Here is a 16,366-nt window from a genome sequence, read left to right as displayed (position 1 = left end):
ACCTAGGCTGTTACCTTTATTATTTCCCTTTAATGTAGTTCACACCGTCTGCTTTTGGCGCTTCGGATTTACCGATAAAACCAACTAGAGCAAGGATTGTTAACACATAAGGTGCAATTTGTAAGTAAACGTCTGGAATGTCTTTGAAGAATGGTAATGAACCACCAGAAATGGCCAAACATTGCGCAAATCCGAAGAAAATGGCAGCTCCCATTGCGCCAAGTGGGTTCCATTTACCAAAAATCATCGCGGCAAGTGCCATATAACCTTGACCAGAAATAGTGGAATGACCAAAATCAAGTGTAAATGATTGGGCATAAACTGCACCACCAAGTCCACCGAGAATTCCAGAGATGATAACTCCTTGATATCTCATCCAGCGAACTTTGATTCCCATCGTATCAGCTGCTAGAGGATGTTCCCCTACAGAACGAAGACGAAGGCCAAAGCGGGTTTTGTATATAATAAACCACGAAACGATTGCAAACAAAATCGCAACATAACTCATTACCGGAACGTTTTTGAAGAAAATATCGCCAATAACCGGGATATCACTTAAAACAGGAATATCCGGTTTTCCAAAGTAATACTTAATTTGATCTGTTTGGCCTTTATCATAAATAACTTTTACAAGGAATAAAGATAGACCTGTTGCTAAAAAGTTAATGGCTACACCACTGATTACATGGTCAGCACGGAAATTAATCGTTGCAACGGCATGAACTAGTGAGAAGATTCCCCCAACAAGCATTGCCGCAATAAGTGATATCCAAGGAGTTAAGGCCCCAAAAGTATCTTGGAAAGTAAGGTTAAAGACGATAGCTGAGAATGCCCCCATTACCATCATACCTTCTAGGCCAATGTTAACTACACCACCACGTTCAGAATAAACGCCCCCGAGTGCAGTGAAAATTAGCGGGCCTGCCATAAGCAGTGTACTAGAAACAATTGTCGCTAAAATGGCTGTCATTCTGCTTTCGCCCCCTTCTTAAATTTTGCCATCGCCCAGCGTATAATGTAGCTGGATGCCACAAAGAAGATAATCAGAGCGATAATGACATTAACTAATTCGTTTGGAACGCCTGCTACTGCTGGCATATTTAGTGCACCAACTTTTAACGCACCAAACAAAATTGCCGAGAAGACGATTCCGATTGGAGAACTTCCACCTAGTAATGCTACAGCGATACCATCAAAACCTATACCAGGAGAAGAAGCTAATACATATGCATTTCCGTATGTTCCAAGTCCTTCCATTACGCCACCAAGACCTGCAAGCGCTCCGGCAATAACCATTGAAAAGATAATTGTTTTCTTTACACTCATACCGGCATACTGTGAAGCATTTTCGTTAAATCCAACTGCTTCGATTTCATAACCAAATGTCGTTTTATTTAACATTAACCAAATGATAAGTGCAAAACCAAGGGCAATCAATATTCCCCAATGAAGCGAAGAATAATCGGTCATTGATTGTAATAGTTCTGATTGTAAAGAAGCTGATTCATGAATAGCCTCCGTTTTATCTAAACCATCTGTAAGTAAATTTTGTACCACATAGTTGAAAATATAAAGTGCTGTGTAATTAAGCATGATAGTTACAATAACTTCATTTACACGTAAAGTTGCTTTTAAAATACCTGGAATAAATGCCCAAATAGCACCGAAAACCATCCCAGTAATAATCGCAAGTGGCAAATGAATCCATTTTGTTAATCCGTCAAAATTTACTGCTATAATGATAGACCCTAACCACCCCATCAACATTTGACCTTCTGCCCCAATATTGAAAAGACCAGCTTTAAAGGCAACAGCAACAGACAAACCAACTAAAATATAAGGTGTGGCTTGACGAATAGTTTCACCAATATAGAACGGTTCACCAATAACACCTTCAACGAGTGCTGAGTAGCCAGCAATTGGATCATATCCAAAAATAAGCATGATAATCGCACCACAGATGAGCCCAAGAATAACGGCAGTAATTGGGATAACTAACGCTTGTAGTCGTTTAGACATGTTCTTTTTCCCCCGTTTCCGCTTCTTGTTTGGATGAACCAGCCATCATTAAACCAAGTTCTTGCTCTGTTGTTTCTTTCGGGTCAACAATAGCAACAATTTTCCCTTCATAAATAACAGCAATTCGATCACTAACATTCATAATTTCATCTAGTTCAAACGACATAAGTAACACTGCTTTTCCATTATCTCGTTGTTCAATTAAACGCCGATGGATGAATTCAATTGCCCCAACATCAAGTCCGCGTGTTGGTTGAGCCGCAATTAAGAAATCTGGATTACGATGAATCTCCCTCGCAATAATCGCTTTTTGTTGGTTACCACCTGAAAGCGATTTTGCTGCTACGTATTCGCTACTTGCACGAACATCGTATTCTTCAATCAGTTCACGAGCAAACTCATACATTGCTTTGTGATTTAAAAAGCCTTTGCTAGAAATCGGTTTCTTGTAATAAGTTTGTAACGCAATATTTTCTCCAAGTGACATTTCCAGTACTAAACCATGTTTATGACGATCTTCTGGGATATGTCCTAGACCAGCCTCGGTTATTTTACGAGGTTTTTTATTTTCAATATGTTCGCCATTTAATTGAATAGTACCGCTTGTTACTTTGGAAAGACCAGCAATTGCAGAAATTAGCTCACTTTGGCCGTTTCCGTCTACTCCTGCAATTCCAACAATTTCCCCAGCTCTAACAGTTAAATTAAGTCCACGAACACTTTCGACACCACGACTTTCTTTGACGACTAAATCTTTCACTTCCAAAACATCTTTACCAGGATGTGCTTCGGTTTTTTCGGTTGTAAAGACAACTTCACGACCAACCATTAAATTGGCCAAATCTTGTGGCGTTGTTTCAGGAACGTTCACCGTACCCATGCCTTTACCACGGCGGATAACAGTTACACGATCACAAACATCCATAATTTCTTTTAATTTATGTGTAATTAGAATAATTGATTTGCCTTCTTTAATTAGTGAACGCATAATTTGAATCAATTCTTTAATTTCTTGAGGTGTCAAAACAGCGGTTGGTTCATCGAAAATTAAAATGTCTGCTCCACGATAAAGTGTTTTTAAAATCTCAACCCGTTGTTGCATACCGATGGAAATATCTCTCACAATTGCATTTGGATCTACACGCAAACCGTAACGATCAGAAATTTCTTTTATTTCCTCTACTGCTTTTTTCTTCTCGATAACACCTAGTTTGCTTGGCTCTTTTCCAAGAATGATGTTCTCAGCAACCGTAAATTTATCCACTAACATGAAATGCTGATGGACCATGCCGATTCCAAGTTCATTCGCTTTGTTCGGGCTATTGATATTTTCTTTTTTGCCGCGAACGCGAATTTCGCCACCATCTGGTTCATATAAACCAAACAAGACGTTCATTAGCGTAGATTTCCCTGCGCCATTCTCACCTAACAAAGCATGGATTTCGCCCTGCTTTAACTGTAAGGTAATGTTATCATTTGCTACAAATCCAGAGAATTCCTTCCTGATTCCTAACATTTCAATAACAAAGTCCACTTCTTCACTCCCCTTGTCGTCTGGTTCAAACTGGAAAAACAGCCACTCGCGCGATTCTCTCGAAGGACGCCGCCTCTCCCCGTACTTCCTCCCGAAGAAGGTTCCGAGTTTTTTATCCGTTTGTTTTTAATGGCTTATCACTTAGATGCTTTGTATCTTATAAAACGCTAGTAATTATTTCAATTATGTATAAAAGCGATTGTACATTTTTAAGTGATTAAAAAAGCCATCTCCTTATTTTATTTCTAAATGGCATTCATTGCAATCATAAATTCCAATATACCGATTATTTTCTTTTAGTAAAAGGGTTTACCTATTATAATAAAACGCTTACAAATTATTTTTTTATGAAAGCCGATATGCTTGATACCGACTTTCATAAAAGGTTTTACTTCGTTCGTATTAATCATTTTTTATAACTATAAATCAAGGTTTTTCAGGAACTTTAATATCCCCATCAACGATTTTTTGTTTGTATTCTTCCACTTTAGCTAAAACATCTTTAGAAATATTATCTTGATGTTCAGATAGCCCTACAGCATCTTTATCAAGACCATATTCAATTTTAGTTCCACCAGGGAAATCTCCAGCTTTTGTGCGCGTTGCAAGATCTTCTACAGCGATATCCACACGTTTAATTTCAGATGTAAGAGTTACATTGTAATCTTTGCCATCGTTTGCTGTAACTTTTCCTTCGTCCCATTGGTCACGGTCAACACCGATTACCCAAACAGCACGGCTAGGATCTTTTTTCTTCAAGTTTTTCGCTTCTGCAAAGACACCGTTACCAGTACCACCAGCAGCGTGGAAAATGATATCTACGCCATTTGAATACATGGATGAAGCGATTTGTTGACCTTTGTCAGCTTTGGCGAAATCGTTTGCATATTGAACATCAATTTGTGCATCAGGATTAACAGCTTTTACGCCAGCAGTAAAACCAGCTTCAAAACGGTCGATAACAGCGCCTTTTACTCCACCAACAAATCCAACTTTATCAGTTTTTGTTGTTAAGCCAGCTACAACACCAACTAGGTAAGAACCATCGTTATCTTTAAATCCAATACTTACTACATTATCACGGTCATCAATTGTGTCATCCACAATAGCGAATTGATTTTTAGGTTTTTGTTTAGAAACTTCTTCAATTGCATCTTTAAGTTTATAACCAATTCCGTAAATCAAATCATAGTCGCTACGAACAGCAGTGTTTAAGTTAGTTTTGTAATCTGCTTCAGATGCTGATTGTAAGTAGTTGTAACCATCTGTACCTTTTTCCATGTCGTTAGCTTTACCGAATTTTTGTAAGCCTTCCCATGCTGATTGGTTAAACGAACGGTCATCAACGCCACCAGTATCTGTAACCATTGCTACTGTAAAATCTTTACTGCTCTTATCATCGCTACTTTTTTTATCGTCGCTGCTTGAACCACAAGCACCTAGGACAACGCCAGAAGCAATAATCATTGATAGTGCTAAAGCAAATGTACGCTTTTTCACCTTAAAACCCCTCCCGAGAGATATAATGTTAGTCAGAGCTCTCAGTCAAAACAAACATTCAGGCGCGTATTAAAATATGTATGGTCCCTTTTTGGATAACGCACAAAAACATTTAACGTCTTCTCCAACTGTTCTTAATATACCATGGAAAATAAAATAAATAAATAACCAAGTTCATAAATTTTTAATGCAAATGAATTCAGAAAATTCCATGCAGTCGAAATCGTTTGGTTTCGGTAATTCTTTATAAGTAAGCGTTTTAACGTGAAAAAGCACACAATCAAATTTTGTTGCAATCCAGTTTTATTCCCTTCATAATAAAAAAATAGTGCTAGAAAGGCGGGATATAAAATGACAAAAATAGGCTTTATCGGTTTTGGGAGTATGGCAACTTTAATTGCTACGAAAATGCTAAAAGCAAAAGTAACATCACCAGAGGAAATCATTATTTATTCTAGTTCTGAAAATGAACATTTGAAAAATTTCTATGATCAGTATCCTACTTCGGAATTAGCGGCAAATGAAGCAGAGGTTTTCACAAAAGCCGAACATAGTTTTATTTGTAAACTGCCACTAGCTGTTCTACCGCTCATAAAAGACTGTTCCTCTGTGCTTACATCAGAACGTCACGTAATTTCCATTGCAGCTAGTATTAGTACTAAGGATATTCTAGATATAGTACCTAATTTACAAATAAGTAAATTAATCCCTTCTCTTACAACTGCCGTTGGTATCGGAACAACACTTATCGTTCATTCAGATCAAGTTATGAGCTATAATCGTCAATGGTTAGAAACTGCTTTTGACTCATTTGGACATGTCATGACGATTCGAGAGGAAAATATGGAGATTGCGAGTGATTTAACTAGTTCTTCCCCTGGCATCATTGCAGCCATTTTTGAACAGTTCATGGAAGCCGCACTTCGAAGGTCTAGCCTTTCTGACGCTGAAGTTTTTCAAATGATTAATTTTTCACTTGCAGGAACTTCAAAACTATTAGTGGAAGAAGATTACACTTTTAGCGGCTTAATTGAACGAGTAGCAACAAAAGGTGGAATTACTGCAGAAGGTGTCGAGTTGAGCCAAAAACAATTACCTGCATTTTTTGATGAACTATTAAATCGAACGCAAGATAAATATTCACAGAGTAAACTAGAAATTGAGAAACAAAAAAAAGATTTACTTTCATAAAAAAGAGGTTGCGATTTTGTCGCAGCCTCTTTTAATTTTATTCGTTTTCCGAAGTTGTTTCTACATTGACTCGTCTAGGTTTGCTACCTTCGTGAGGTCCGACTACCCCTCTTTGCTCCATTTCATCAATCAAGCGAGCAGCACGATTATAGCCAATCCGGAACTTCCTTTGTAGCATTGAGACGGAAGCTGTCTGCATTTCGACTACAAGGTCTACTGCATCATGATATAATTCATCTGTCACTTCTCCCTCTACCTCAGGAATATCATCAGGGATCATCTCTTCGTTATACTGTGCTTTTTGTTGCGAAATAACATAATTGACGACATCTTCCACTTCTGCGTCAGATAAAAAAGCGCCTTGAATTCGTGTCGGTTTGCTCGAGCCAACTGGAAGTAATAACATGTCACCACGACCAAGTAATTTCTCTGCCCCACCCATATCCAGAATCGTTCTAGAGTCAATCGAACTAGAAACAGCAAAGGCAATTCTTGAAGGTATATTGGCTTTAATAACACCAGTAATGACATCTACAGAAGGCCTTTGTGTCGCGATAATTAAATGAATTCCCGCCGCACGTGCCATTTGTGCAAGCCTTGTAATGGCATCTTCTACATCATTGGACGCAACCATCATTAAATCAGCTAACTCATCAACAATGACCACAATAAAGGGCAACTCAGCTTGCTTTTCTTCATTTAATTCATTGTGTTTTTTTACATGTTCATTGTAACCTTGCATATTACGAGTCCCCGTATGAGAGAACAAATCATAACGTCGTTCCATCTCCGCAACTACTTTTTGAAGAGCTTGTGCGGCTTTTTTAGGGTTAGTTACAACAGGGGCAAGTAGATGCGGAATTCCATTATAAACATTTAATTCCACCATTTTTGGATCAATCATCATCATTTTTACTTCATGTGGTTTAGCGCGGAGTAAAATACTTGTGATAATACCATTAATACAGACAGATTTTCCACTTCCTGTTGCTCCTGCTACAAGTAAATGAGGCATTTTATCTAAATTCGCCATCATCGCTTCTCCAGAAATATCCCGTCCAAGTGCAATTTGAAGTTTTTCATCAGGATTATTTTTTGGATTATTTTCTAGGACTTCTCGTAATGAAACCATGGCTACATTTTGGTTTGCCACTTCAATTCCAATGGCAGACTTCCCTGGTATTGGCGCTTCAATTCGGATATCTTTTGCAGCTAGAGCAAGTGCGATATCATCACTTAAAGAAACAATCTTACTTACTTTAACACCAACAGATGGCTGTACTTCATATTTTGTAACAGCAGGTCCAAGGTGAACTTGTGTGATTTTTGCTTTTACGCCAAAACTATTGAATGTATCTTCTAATTTTTTCGCATTTACTTTTATTTGGTCATATTCTTTACTTTGATCTGTTACTTTCGCAGGTGCTAAAATGTCCACTGGTGGTAATTGATAAATTTCGTTTTCAAAAGATTCTTGTTCAAAAAGGACTAAATCAGACTCTTTCTTATCTACTTCTGCTTTTTCTTCTAGCGAGGGTTTTTCCTGCTCGAGTTTCGAACTGAAATTAGAAATAATTGGTGGTAATTTTTCTTCTCTTTCTTGCTCTACTTCGATGACTTCCGCTTCCACTTCTTCGACTTCTTCCTCTACTGCTTTTTCTGCTTTCTTCCGATCACGTTTCGCTTTTACTTCTTTGCCTTTTTCTGTTGCTGCTTTACCTTTAGAAAACAAGAAGCGAACAAAATCAGCTATTTTAGCAAAAAATTGGCGTATGGATATTCCAGAAACTAGCGAAAATCCATAAACAATTAATAAAACAGCAATAATATTAGTGCCTAAACGATCAACTAAAAAGTAAGTAACAGAAGTAATCGCTGCTCCTACCATCCCTGCACCAACAAAACCTACTTGGTTTGGTCGGAATAAATTCTCCAGAACTAATTTCCATGTACCTAGAAAAACGGAACTATCAAGTCCAAGTGTATGCACGATAAAATACATATGTATATATGTTGAAAATCCTAAAATAATTAAATAAATCCCGACTAACCGCTTGCTAAAAAAACGTGGCCGCTGTCTTTTAATTACCAAATAGCCACCAAGAATGACAAGGCCTGCTAACAATACATAACTCAACAACCCTACCCACATTTCAGAAAGTGCAAAGAAAACTTTACCAACGAAACCTAATTGTAAAATCCCGACTATCCCAATTGCTACTAAAATAACGCCAAATATTTCTGAGCGTAATGATACGGTTTTTTTCTTTTTTGAACGGCTAGTTGTTTTCTTGCGTCCAGTCGTTTTTTTCTTTTGCGTCGCCATTAAAGTTCCACCTACTCCTTTTTTTGCTTGTTCTATTATAGCATATCTAAATGTTTCATAGTTCATACTAAAGCCCTATTATCCAAACAAATGTTTCCTTTTGAAAAACCACACATCTCAAATGAAGAGATATATGGCTTTTTGTTTTGTTATAGGTGTGGCGTTTTTGTATTCATTAGTTTACCACCGCGAACTTCCGACATGCTACCTCCGACGGCTAAGAAAGCATCTGGATCAATTTCATCCAGAATTGCTTTCACTTTCACTTCTTCAAATCTAGAGACGATAACGAAAACTACTTTTCTTACATCACCAGAATACCCACCAGTCGCATCTAAATAAGTTACGCCTTTTCCAAGCTGTTCCATAATTTCCGCGCCGATTTCCTCATAATACCGACTGATAATAAAAGCACTTTTCGATTCATCTACACCTTGAATCACAATATCAATGACTTTATATGCCAAGAAATACGTAATCAGGGAATACATTGCGCGGTCCCAGTTGAAAACAAGCCCAGCAACAATAAAAATAACAATATTGATAAACATAATAATTTGTCCTGTCGAGAATGGGGTTCTGCCATTGATAATAATTGAGATAATTTCTGTACCATCAAGCGCTCCACCATTACGTATGACAAGTCCTACACCGAGACCAAGTGTCATTCCACCAAAAACTGTTGCAAGAAGCAAATCATCCGTCACTGGATTCATATCATGCAAAACTAGCGTAACTATGGACATAATTGCAATTCCGTATAAAGTAAACAGAGCAAATACTTTTCCGATTTTTCGGTAACCGATAATAAAAAATGGAATATTAAGTACGAAGGTTAAAATACCTAGTGGCAGTGGTGTTAGTTGTGAAATAATAATTGAAATACCGACGACACCCCCATCTAGTATTTGGTTGTTTACAAGGAACAGTTCTAGACCAACTCCCATTAAAATTGCTCCAAACGTTATCATCAGAAATTTGTAAACAAACCACTTTAGTCTTTTTCTTCGTTCTTGTTTTACTTTTTTTAAAGCTAGTTCCTCCATAAACGTTTCATTTATTTGCACATAGCTCACGCCCAATCCTTACTTCATTCTTTATTTTTAAACAATGAAAACAATACTTGCTTTCATCAACAAATTTTCGCTTCATATTTAATAAGTATACCATAGCTGTTTTATACTTGTACATATAGTTCATAATAAGAAGCATTTATTTTACAGTTCGACTACTTGCCAGGCTGTATGTTGCTATAGTATAGTATTAATGCGCAAACTTGTGGAGAAAATCTCACACATGAAATACATTTTGAAGGGTGATAAGATGATGAGTGACTATCAAGTGTTGTTATATTACAAATACACAACGATTGATGATCCAGAAACTTTTGCAAAGGAGCATTTAGCTGCTTGCAAAGAAATGGAATTGAAAGGCCGAATACTTGTGGCTACTGAGGGAATTAATGGTACCGTTTCGGGAACTGTGGAAGCAACAAATAATTATATGACTTATATGGCAAATGATGAACGCTTTCGTGATATGGTTTTTAAAATTGATGCGGCAGAAGCTCATGCCTTTAAAAAAATGCATGTTCGACATCGTGCGGAAATTGTTAGCTTAAGTTTAGAGAATGATGTGAATCCGCTTGAAGTAACCGGAGATTATTTAGACCCAGCTGAATTTCGCGAAGCTTTGTTAGATGAAGATACGGTCATTTTAGATGCAAGAAATGATTATGAATTTGATATAGGTCATTTCCGTGGAGCCATTCGTCCAGATATCCAAAATTTCCGTGAATTACCAGGTTGGGTTGAAGCAAATCGTGATCAATTAGCAGATAAAAAAATCGTTACTTATTGTACTGGTGGTATTCGTTGCGAGAAATTTTCTGGTTGGTTAAAAACTGCTGGTTTTGAAGATGTAAGTCAACTTCATGGCGGCATTGCTACTTACGGAAAAAATGAAGAAACGCAAGGCGAATTTTGGGATGGACAAATGTATGTATTTGATGAGCGAATTGCGGTTCCAATAAATCAAGTAAACCCGACAATTGTTGGTAAAGATTACTTTGATGGAACTCCTTGTGAACGCTACATCAATTGTGCTAATCCGTATTGTAACAAACAAATTCTTGCCTCTGTCGAAAATGAAGAGAAATACATGCGTAGTTGTTCGCATGCATGCCGGGTTCATCCTGCAAACCTATATACAAAAAACTTATCGAAAGAGAGCTTCAATGAACGACTTGAGGCTTTAAACGAGACCGTTCAATAATAAAAAAACCAGCATTGCTAATTAATAGCAGCTGGTTTTATTTTCGATTAGCTAGATGTATTAAGTCAATTCCTCGTAAATTTCCCCATGCAGCAAGCTCTCCTGTCACAATCAAAGAAGTTTGTTTTAATTCAGTAATATTTTTAGCATCAGCCAATACAAATAACCCACGTAATTGCTCTTTCCAAAGTTCTAGTTTAGCGATGGTCTTTTCGACGCCATCTTTTTTCAATGCATAAATAACTTGCCCCGCCATACCAACACTATTTGCTCCAAGCGCTAATGATTTTACAATATCAAGTGGTGAACGAATTCCTCCCGATGAAAGAAAAGCCACTTCTGGTGCATCCGCATGTTGCATATCTAGTAACGCTTGTCCAGTCGTAACTCCCCAATCAAGTAAAAAATCATATGCATGGTCGCGGCGACGATCATTTTCAATTTGAGCAAAATTAGTCCCGCCTTTTCCAGCTAAATCAACTGTTTGGACACCGATGTTTGTTAAAGAGGTCACTGTCTCGCGCGTTAAGCCAAAGCCAACTTCTTTTACAATAATAGGAACCGGCGAAATTTTCACATACTCCTCTATTCTCTCTTGCCAGTGACTGAAAGACCGGTCACCTTCTTGCATAACTAACTCTTGTGCTGGATTAATGTGAATTTGAAGTGCATTAGCCTCTAACATTTCTACTGCTCGTAATCCATCCTCTATTTTCACTTCTGGGCTTACATTCGCTAGGATTACTCCATGTGGATTGACATCTCGAACAACTTGATATGTATCAATAAGTGCACTATTCTTTAAAGCTGCCGACTGCGAACCAACCGCCATCGGAATCCCCACTTCTTTCGCAATTTCAGCAAGTTCCGCGTTAATTCTTTTTGTATGGCGACTTCCACCAGTCATCGCATTAATATAAAAAGGAAATGCCACATTCGTCTTGCAAATCGTCGTTGTCAAATCAATTTCGCGCACATTATAGCGTGGGATAGATGTGCCAATCAGCTGAATATCATCTAAGCTAGACTTGCCAAGTTGCTCATTTTGTTTTACTCCAAGAGCAACATGTTCATCTTTGCGCCGTTCTCTTAATAAGTCATCATTCTTTTGCATTTCTAGTCCTCCACAAATCACTAATTTCAATTATCTTTATAAACGAGAGAATTTTCTCAAGCAAATGTTAAAACTGTTTTAAAAATCGTTTCTTTTTCTTCCGTAGTTGGTTGATATACTTCTCCGTCTAAAAACAAAATAAGACCATGGAAGGTTTGGATGTCGTCCTCGCAGTCCTCGCAATATTCGATTTCTTCTTCATTCCAAGCAGCAAGTAAACAGTCTTTTTTAGTCTGATGATTAGGGTAATTACGTAATAGTTCTCCGGCTAATTCCTGATACTTTGCTAACGCTCGTTCTTTTTCCGAAAATGAAAAATCAGCTTGAATAGATGTTTCCCATTCTTCAAAAAACCACCAAGGCTCATATTCTCCTTTGGTTAGATAGACATTCCACTTTGCCATCATAAAAACTCCCAACACTAATTAGAATACTATTATTATAGCATAAGCCCTCGTGAAATACTGGAATGCAAATTTTTGAAAGTAGCGTCAAAAAAAGATACACTAGTAGTAAGGAAAAATAGAAAGGGTTGGTTGCATAATGGCTAGGGATACAGCGATTTTAAGAGTGACCGGATTTGTACAAGGAGTTGGTTTTCGTTACACAACAAAACATGTCGCATACAAATATGATATTAGTGGTACAGTTAAAAACTTAGATGATGGATCCGTTGAAATTCACGCCATTGCGGAAGAAGAAAACTTAGCAAAATTCATCGATGCGATAAAAAAAGGCCCTTCACCTGGTTCCAGAATTGAGCATGTTTATATTTACAAAGGTGCTCCCGTGGAAGAACGAAAAACGTTTGATATCATTTATTAATATTTCGAAAATAGTGGTTGTACTAAAGCTCTTTTTGGATTATAGTTAATGAGTACTTAAACCTTGAAAGGAGCGAATGCGTGGCATGATTTCCATTTTACAGATTTTACTGGAACCAGAATTCATTTCACTTACGGTAACGTTTTTGTTAATGTTGACGATTTTTAGTTATTGGTCGGCAATCACATTATTAAAACCGAAAATGGTGCTACCCGCTGACGCTATCTGTTTAAAGCGAAGTAAACTTTCATTAAAAGCTCGTTTTCACCGAGCTTCTCCCAATTTTATTATCAATTGGCTGGCAGTAAAAATGAAATGTAGCGCCATTACTGATGATGAAGACAGTTTTTCATTTTCCAACGTTTGAGCTTATTATTTTACCATTTAGGAGGAAAATGAAACATTGAAAAAGAAAAATATTATTCTAATTAGCGTATTACTCGGTGCATTGCTATTACTTACTGGTTGTAGCTTGGACCCTTCACAAAATACAGATGGTTTTTTTAGCACTTATTTGATTCAACCATTTACGAGCTTTATTATGTTTGTTGCATCATTTGTTGGTGATAATTATGGTGTTGCGATTATTATTACAACTTTATTAATTCGGGCACTTATTATGCCGCTCAACTTGCGTACAGCAAAAGCACAAATGGGCATGCAATCAAAAATGGCCGTAGCTAAACCCGAAATTGACGAAATTCAAGCTCGTTTGAAACGCGCAACATCGAAAGAAGAACAAGCAACTATTCAAAAAGAAATGATGGCCGTTTATTCTAAGTATAATATTAATCCAATGCAAATGGGTTGCTTACCTTTACTTATTCAAATGCCTATCTTAATGGCTTTCTATTATGCGATTCGTGGTTCATCCGAAATCGCGAGCCATACTTTCTTATGGTTTAACTTAGGTTCACCAGATATGGTCCTAGCAATTATTGCTGGCCTGGTCTATTTAGCACAATATTTTGTTTCGATGATTGGCTATTCTCCAGAACAAAAGAAACAAATGAGAATAATCGGTCTTATGTCACCAATTATGATTTTATTTGTATCATTCACAGCTCCATCCGCACTTGCTTTATACTGGGCAGTCGGCGGTCTCTTCTTAGCAGGACAAACATTATTAACGAAAAAATTATATATGAATAAACACCCTGAAGTTAAAATGATGGAACAAGAAGAAAAAGAATTTGAAGAAATTGTAGAAGAACAAAAGAAAGAAAAATAAAATCCAACTTAAAAAGCATCCGAAACATAGATTAGTCTAGTCTTTCGGATGCTTTTCTCTGTATTATTCCAAAAACAGGCCCTCCAGATAATTTCGAAGGCCTGTTTTTGTTAGTTCGATTTTGGTTCAATATATGGTAAAGTGATTTTTATGGTAGTGCCTTTATCGGGCTCACTAACAGCTGTAATCGTTCCAAGATATCCTTCAACCAATTGTTTAGCAATCGCTAGTCCTAATCCATTACCACCCTTCTCACGGCTTCTGGCCTTATCAACCCGGTAGAAACGATGAAAGATTTTATCAATTTCTTCCTGAGAGATACCTTCACCGTAATCATGAACATCAATATGGATTTGGTTTTGTTCCTTATACACATGCATATCTACTTCTGTACCATCACCAGAGTATTTTACTGCATTATCCATAATAATTATTAAAATTTGTTCTAAATGATTATGTTGGATAAGCGCACGTAAATCAGTGTCATCCTCTTTTAATTCAAAAGTAAAGTTTTCATACATCACTTCAAAATTACGTCTAACTTGCTCTACTACCGCATTAACATCTGTTATTTGCAGTTCTTTAGTTTGTGAAATTTGCTCAGCTCTTGATAAGTCAAGCATCTCTTGTACTAGTTTTTTCATGCGTTCTAATTCAGTTAATGAAGCATTTAATGATTCATCTAGTACTTCTGGGTCATCTTTCCCCCAACGAGTGAGAAGTTTCAAATGCCCTTCCATAATTTGAACTGGAGTCCGTAACTCATGAGAAGCATCTTCCACAAATTGTTTTTGTTGTTCAAAACTCGTTTCAATCCTTGTCATCATATCATTAAAGACAACCGTCAGTTCACCGATTTCATCACGAGAATTCGTTTTTGTCTCAATTCGTTTTTGGAAACCATTTTTTCGTATATCATTCATCGACCTGGCTAATTTTGTCAGTGGATTTAAAAAATTTTGCGCAAGTAGATAACCTAGCATCCCACTAATAAAGAGCGCAACCGCCCCGAGAAGGATCATCGTCACAAGCAAACGGTCCATCATTCGATTATAAGAAGTAAGTGGATTAACAACCTGAGCGTAACCAATCACTGTTGTATTGTCATCACCGACAATTGGCATTTGGGCAGTCATCATTTTCTGCCCGTCTATCGTTGGTTTGTTCATAATGAATTTGTCAGTTCCACTAACAAAATACTGTGAAAAATCGATACTTGTAATATCCTGATTTCTTGAAAAATAATATTTATTAATAAAATGGCCATCTTTATCATATAGATTAATTACTTGGTCTTGGAGTTTTCGATTGACTGTTTTATCATTATTAAAGAGATATTTGATTTCTTCATTGTCGGTTAAGTCTTGATTTGTTAATGTACTTGTGGTCGCTAGAAGCAGCTCTTTTACTTCTGGTTCCTCTTCATTTAGCAGCATTTGCCCAATTCCTTGGTAAATCGCATAGGAAAATAAGAAAAAAGTTAGAAAAATGGCAGCACTAGCTCCAAAAGTCCATTTAAATTTCAAAGAGCGACTTTTTAAGGAGAATGGGCTCGTTGTCATGTACGCATCACATACCCTGTCCCACGAACGGTTTGAATGTAGCTCTCTTCGTCAGGATGATCAATTTTATTTCGCAAATAACGAACATATACATCCACTACATTAGTTTCTACTTCCGTTTCATATCCCCATACTTTATTCAGTAAAACTTCTCGGGTCAGAACAATATTTACATTTTCCATTAAAGTAAGTAAAAGTTCGTATTCTCGTTTCGTTAAATCAATAATTTCTTCATCACGTTTTACAATTCGATTTTCTTTTTCGACAATCAGATTGCGATATTGCAATGTCGTTTGTTTAGCAGATTGTTCCGCATTTTCTACACGGCGTAAAAGTGAACGAAGACGTGCAAGTAATTCTTCAATTGCAAATGGTTTAACGATATAGTCATCTGCCCCATGATCTAATCCTGATACACGGTCAATGACAGAATCGCGAGCTGTTATCATTATGATAGGTGTTTGTTTTACTTGACGAACACGACGGCATACTTCCACTCCATTTAGATGCGGTAACATTAGATCCAGTAAAATGGCATCCCATTCTTCATTTAATGCGAGTTCAAGTCCAGCTCTCCCATCATTTGCGACCGCAGTTTCATAATTTTCGTGTTGTAATTCTAGCTCAATAAAGCGTGCTAAGTTTTTTTCATCTTCTACGATTAATATTCTATTCATTTGGCCTAACCCTCTCTTTCGGTCATTACACTATATTCCTATTACTATTGTAACGAACTTTGACTCAAAAACAACTAATAACAGCCTATAATTAGATATTTCCTATATTTTTT

Annotated in this window: 15 protein-coding genes; 5 read left to right on the top strand and 10 right to left on the bottom strand. The window is 37.0% G+C overall.

The window, feature by feature from the left end:
* Positions 1 to 19: 19 nt before the first annotated feature.
* The 4 genes from JL53_RS07735 to JL53_RS07720 form a co-directional block, all read right to left on the bottom strand.
* The gene (locus JL53_RS07735) at positions 20 to 970 is read right to left on the bottom strand and encodes an ABC transporter permease (protein WP_003719667.1); all 951 of its coding nucleotides are present in this window, start codon (positions 968 to 970) and stop codon (positions 20 to 22) included.
* Complete coding sequence (locus JL53_RS07730; protein ID WP_014092770.1) at positions 967 to 2,019, bottom strand: ABC transporter permease; 1,053 nt, start codon at positions 2,017 to 2,019, stop codon at positions 967 to 969. The genes JL53_RS07735 and JL53_RS07730 overlap by 4 nt, the downstream gene beginning before the upstream one ends.
* Positions 2,012 to 3,553: an ABC transporter ATP-binding protein gene (locus JL53_RS07725; RefSeq protein ID WP_003719665.1), complete on the bottom strand. Its 1,542-nt coding sequence runs from the start codon at positions 3,551 to 3,553 to the stop codon at positions 2,012 to 2,014. The genes JL53_RS07730 and JL53_RS07725 overlap by 8 nt, the downstream gene beginning before the upstream one ends.
* Before the next feature lie 426 nt (positions 3,554 to 3,979).
* Positions 3,980 to 5,053: a BMP family lipoprotein gene (locus tag JL53_RS07720; RefSeq protein ID WP_038407266.1), complete on the bottom strand. Its 1,074-nt coding sequence runs from the start codon at positions 5,051 to 5,053 to the stop codon at positions 3,980 to 3,982.
* A gap of 351 nt (positions 5,054 to 5,404) precedes the next feature.
* Here JL53_RS07720 and proG point away from each other — a divergent pair, with 351 nt between their 5' ends.
* Entirely contained in the window at positions 5,405 to 6,244 is an 840-nt protein-coding gene (proG, locus tag JL53_RS07715; protein WP_038407265.1) for a pyrroline-5-carboxylate reductase ProG, read from the top strand.
* 37 nt (positions 6,245 to 6,281) lie between these two features.
* Here the strand turns inward: proG and JL53_RS07710 are convergent, their stop codons facing one another.
* Entirely contained in the window at positions 6,282 to 8,570 is a 2,289-nt protein-coding gene (locus JL53_RS07710; RefSeq protein ID WP_038407264.1) for an FtsK/SpoIIIE family DNA translocase, read from the bottom strand.
* Positions 8,571 to 8,719: 149 nt separating this feature from the next.
* Positions 8,720 to 9,646: a YitT family protein gene (locus tag JL53_RS07705; RefSeq protein ID WP_038408211.1), complete on the bottom strand. Its 927-nt coding sequence runs from the start codon at positions 9,644 to 9,646 to the stop codon at positions 8,720 to 8,722.
* Between the two features lie 250 nt (positions 9,647 to 9,896).
* On the opposite strand from JL53_RS07705, the gene trhO reads away from it, so the two are divergent.
* Positions 9,897 to 10,844, top strand: coding sequence for an oxygen-dependent tRNA uridine(34) hydroxylase TrhO (gene trhO / locus JL53_RS07700; protein WP_038408210.1), 948 nt, complete (start codon positions 9,897 to 9,899; stop codon positions 10,842 to 10,844).
* A gap of 37 nt (positions 10,845 to 10,881) precedes the next feature.
* Here trhO and fni read toward each other — a convergent pair whose 3' ends face one another.
* Together fni and JL53_RS07690 are read right to left on the bottom strand one after the other, a co-directional pair.
* On the bottom strand, positions 10,882 to 11,958 hold the full coding sequence (gene fni, locus JL53_RS07695; RefSeq protein WP_003719658.1) for a type 2 isopentenyl-diphosphate Delta-isomerase: 1,077 nt from the start codon (positions 11,956 to 11,958) through the stop codon (positions 10,882 to 10,884).
* 56 nt (positions 11,959 to 12,014) lie between these two features.
* Positions 12,015 to 12,362, bottom strand: a complete 348-nt coding sequence (locus tag JL53_RS07690) for a DUF1033 family protein (protein WP_038407263.1) — start codon at positions 12,360 to 12,362, stop codon at positions 12,015 to 12,017.
* A 139-nt stretch (positions 12,363 to 12,501) separates the two neighbouring features.
* Here JL53_RS07690 and JL53_RS07685 point away from each other — a divergent pair, with 139 nt between their 5' ends.
* The 3 genes from JL53_RS07685 (at position 12,502) to JL53_RS07675 (ending at position 14,014) form a co-directional block, all read left to right on the top strand.
* Positions 12,502 to 12,783 carry an acylphosphatase gene (locus JL53_RS07685; RefSeq protein WP_003719656.1) on the top strand — a complete coding sequence of 94 codons (282 nt, stop codon included), beginning with the start codon at positions 12,502 to 12,504 and terminating at the stop codon, positions 12,781 to 12,783.
* An 85-nt stretch (positions 12,784 to 12,868) separates the two neighbouring features.
* Complete coding sequence (locus tag JL53_RS07680; RefSeq protein WP_038407262.1) at positions 12,869 to 13,150, top strand: hypothetical protein; 282 nt, start codon at positions 12,869 to 12,871, stop codon at positions 13,148 to 13,150.
* A 36-nt stretch (positions 13,151 to 13,186) separates the two neighbouring features.
* Positions 13,187 to 14,014 carry a membrane protein insertase YidC gene (locus tag JL53_RS07675; protein ID WP_003719654.1) on the top strand — a complete coding sequence of 276 codons (828 nt, stop codon included), beginning with the start codon at positions 13,187 to 13,189 and terminating at the stop codon, positions 14,012 to 14,014.
* Between the two features lie 110 nt (positions 14,015 to 14,124).
* Here JL53_RS07675 and JL53_RS07670 read toward each other — a convergent pair whose 3' ends face one another.
* Entirely contained in the window at positions 14,125 to 15,576 is a 1,452-nt protein-coding gene (locus JL53_RS07670) for a HAMP domain-containing sensor histidine kinase (RefSeq protein WP_003719653.1), read from the bottom strand.
* A complete protein-coding gene (locus JL53_RS07665; RefSeq protein ID WP_003719652.1) occupies positions 15,573 to 16,253 on the bottom strand; it encodes a response regulator transcription factor in 681 nt (226 codons plus the stop codon). Before JL53_RS07665 ends, JL53_RS07670 begins: the two co-directional genes overlap by 4 nt.
* Positions 16,254 to 16,366 lie beyond the last annotated feature (113 nt).

Source organism: Listeria ivanovii subsp. londoniensis (genome assembly GCF_000763495.1).
In the GTDB taxonomy this organism is placed as follows: Bacteria; Bacillota; Bacilli; order Lactobacillales; family Listeriaceae; genus Listeria; species Listeria londoniensis.
This window is presented reverse-complemented; position numbering and strand designations above follow the sequence as displayed.

Coding starts and splice junctions, on each gene's coding strand:
- JL53_RS07735 (WP_003719667.1), bottom strand. CDS start 970: ATGACAGCCATTTTAGCGACAATTGTTTCTAGTACACTGCTTATGGCA.
- JL53_RS07730 (WP_014092770.1), bottom strand. CDS start 2,019: ATGTCTAAACGACTACAAGCGTTAGTTATCCCAATTACTGCCGTTATT.
- proG (WP_038407265.1), top strand. CDS start 5,405: ATGACAAAAATAGGCTTTATCGGTTTTGGGAGTATGGCAACTTTAATT.
- JL53_RS07710 (WP_038407264.1), bottom strand. CDS start 8,570: ATGGCGACGCAAAAGAAAAAAACGACTGGACGCAAGAAAACAACTAGC.
- trhO (WP_038408210.1), top strand. CDS start 9,897: ATGAGTGACTATCAAGTGTTGTTATATTACAAATACACAACGATTGAT.
- fni (WP_003719658.1), bottom strand. CDS start 11,958: ATGCAAAAGAATGATGACTTATTAAGAGAACGGCGCAAAGATGAACAT.
- JL53_RS07690 (WP_038407263.1), bottom strand. CDS start 12,362: ATGGCAAAGTGGAATGTCTATCTAACCAAAGGAGAATATGAGCCTTGG.
- JL53_RS07685 (WP_003719656.1), top strand. CDS start 12,502: ATGGCTAGGGATACAGCGATTTTAAGAGTGACCGGATTTGTACAAGGA.
- JL53_RS07680 (WP_038407262.1), top strand. CDS start 12,869: ATGATTTCCATTTTACAGATTTTACTGGAACCAGAATTCATTTCACTT.
- JL53_RS07670 (WP_003719653.1), bottom strand. CDS start 15,576: ATGACAACGAGCCCATTCTCCTTAAAAAGTCGCTCTTTGAAATTTAAA.
- JL53_RS07665 (WP_003719652.1), bottom strand. CDS start 16,253: ATGAATAGAATATTAATCGTAGAAGATGAAAAAAACTTAGCACGCTTT.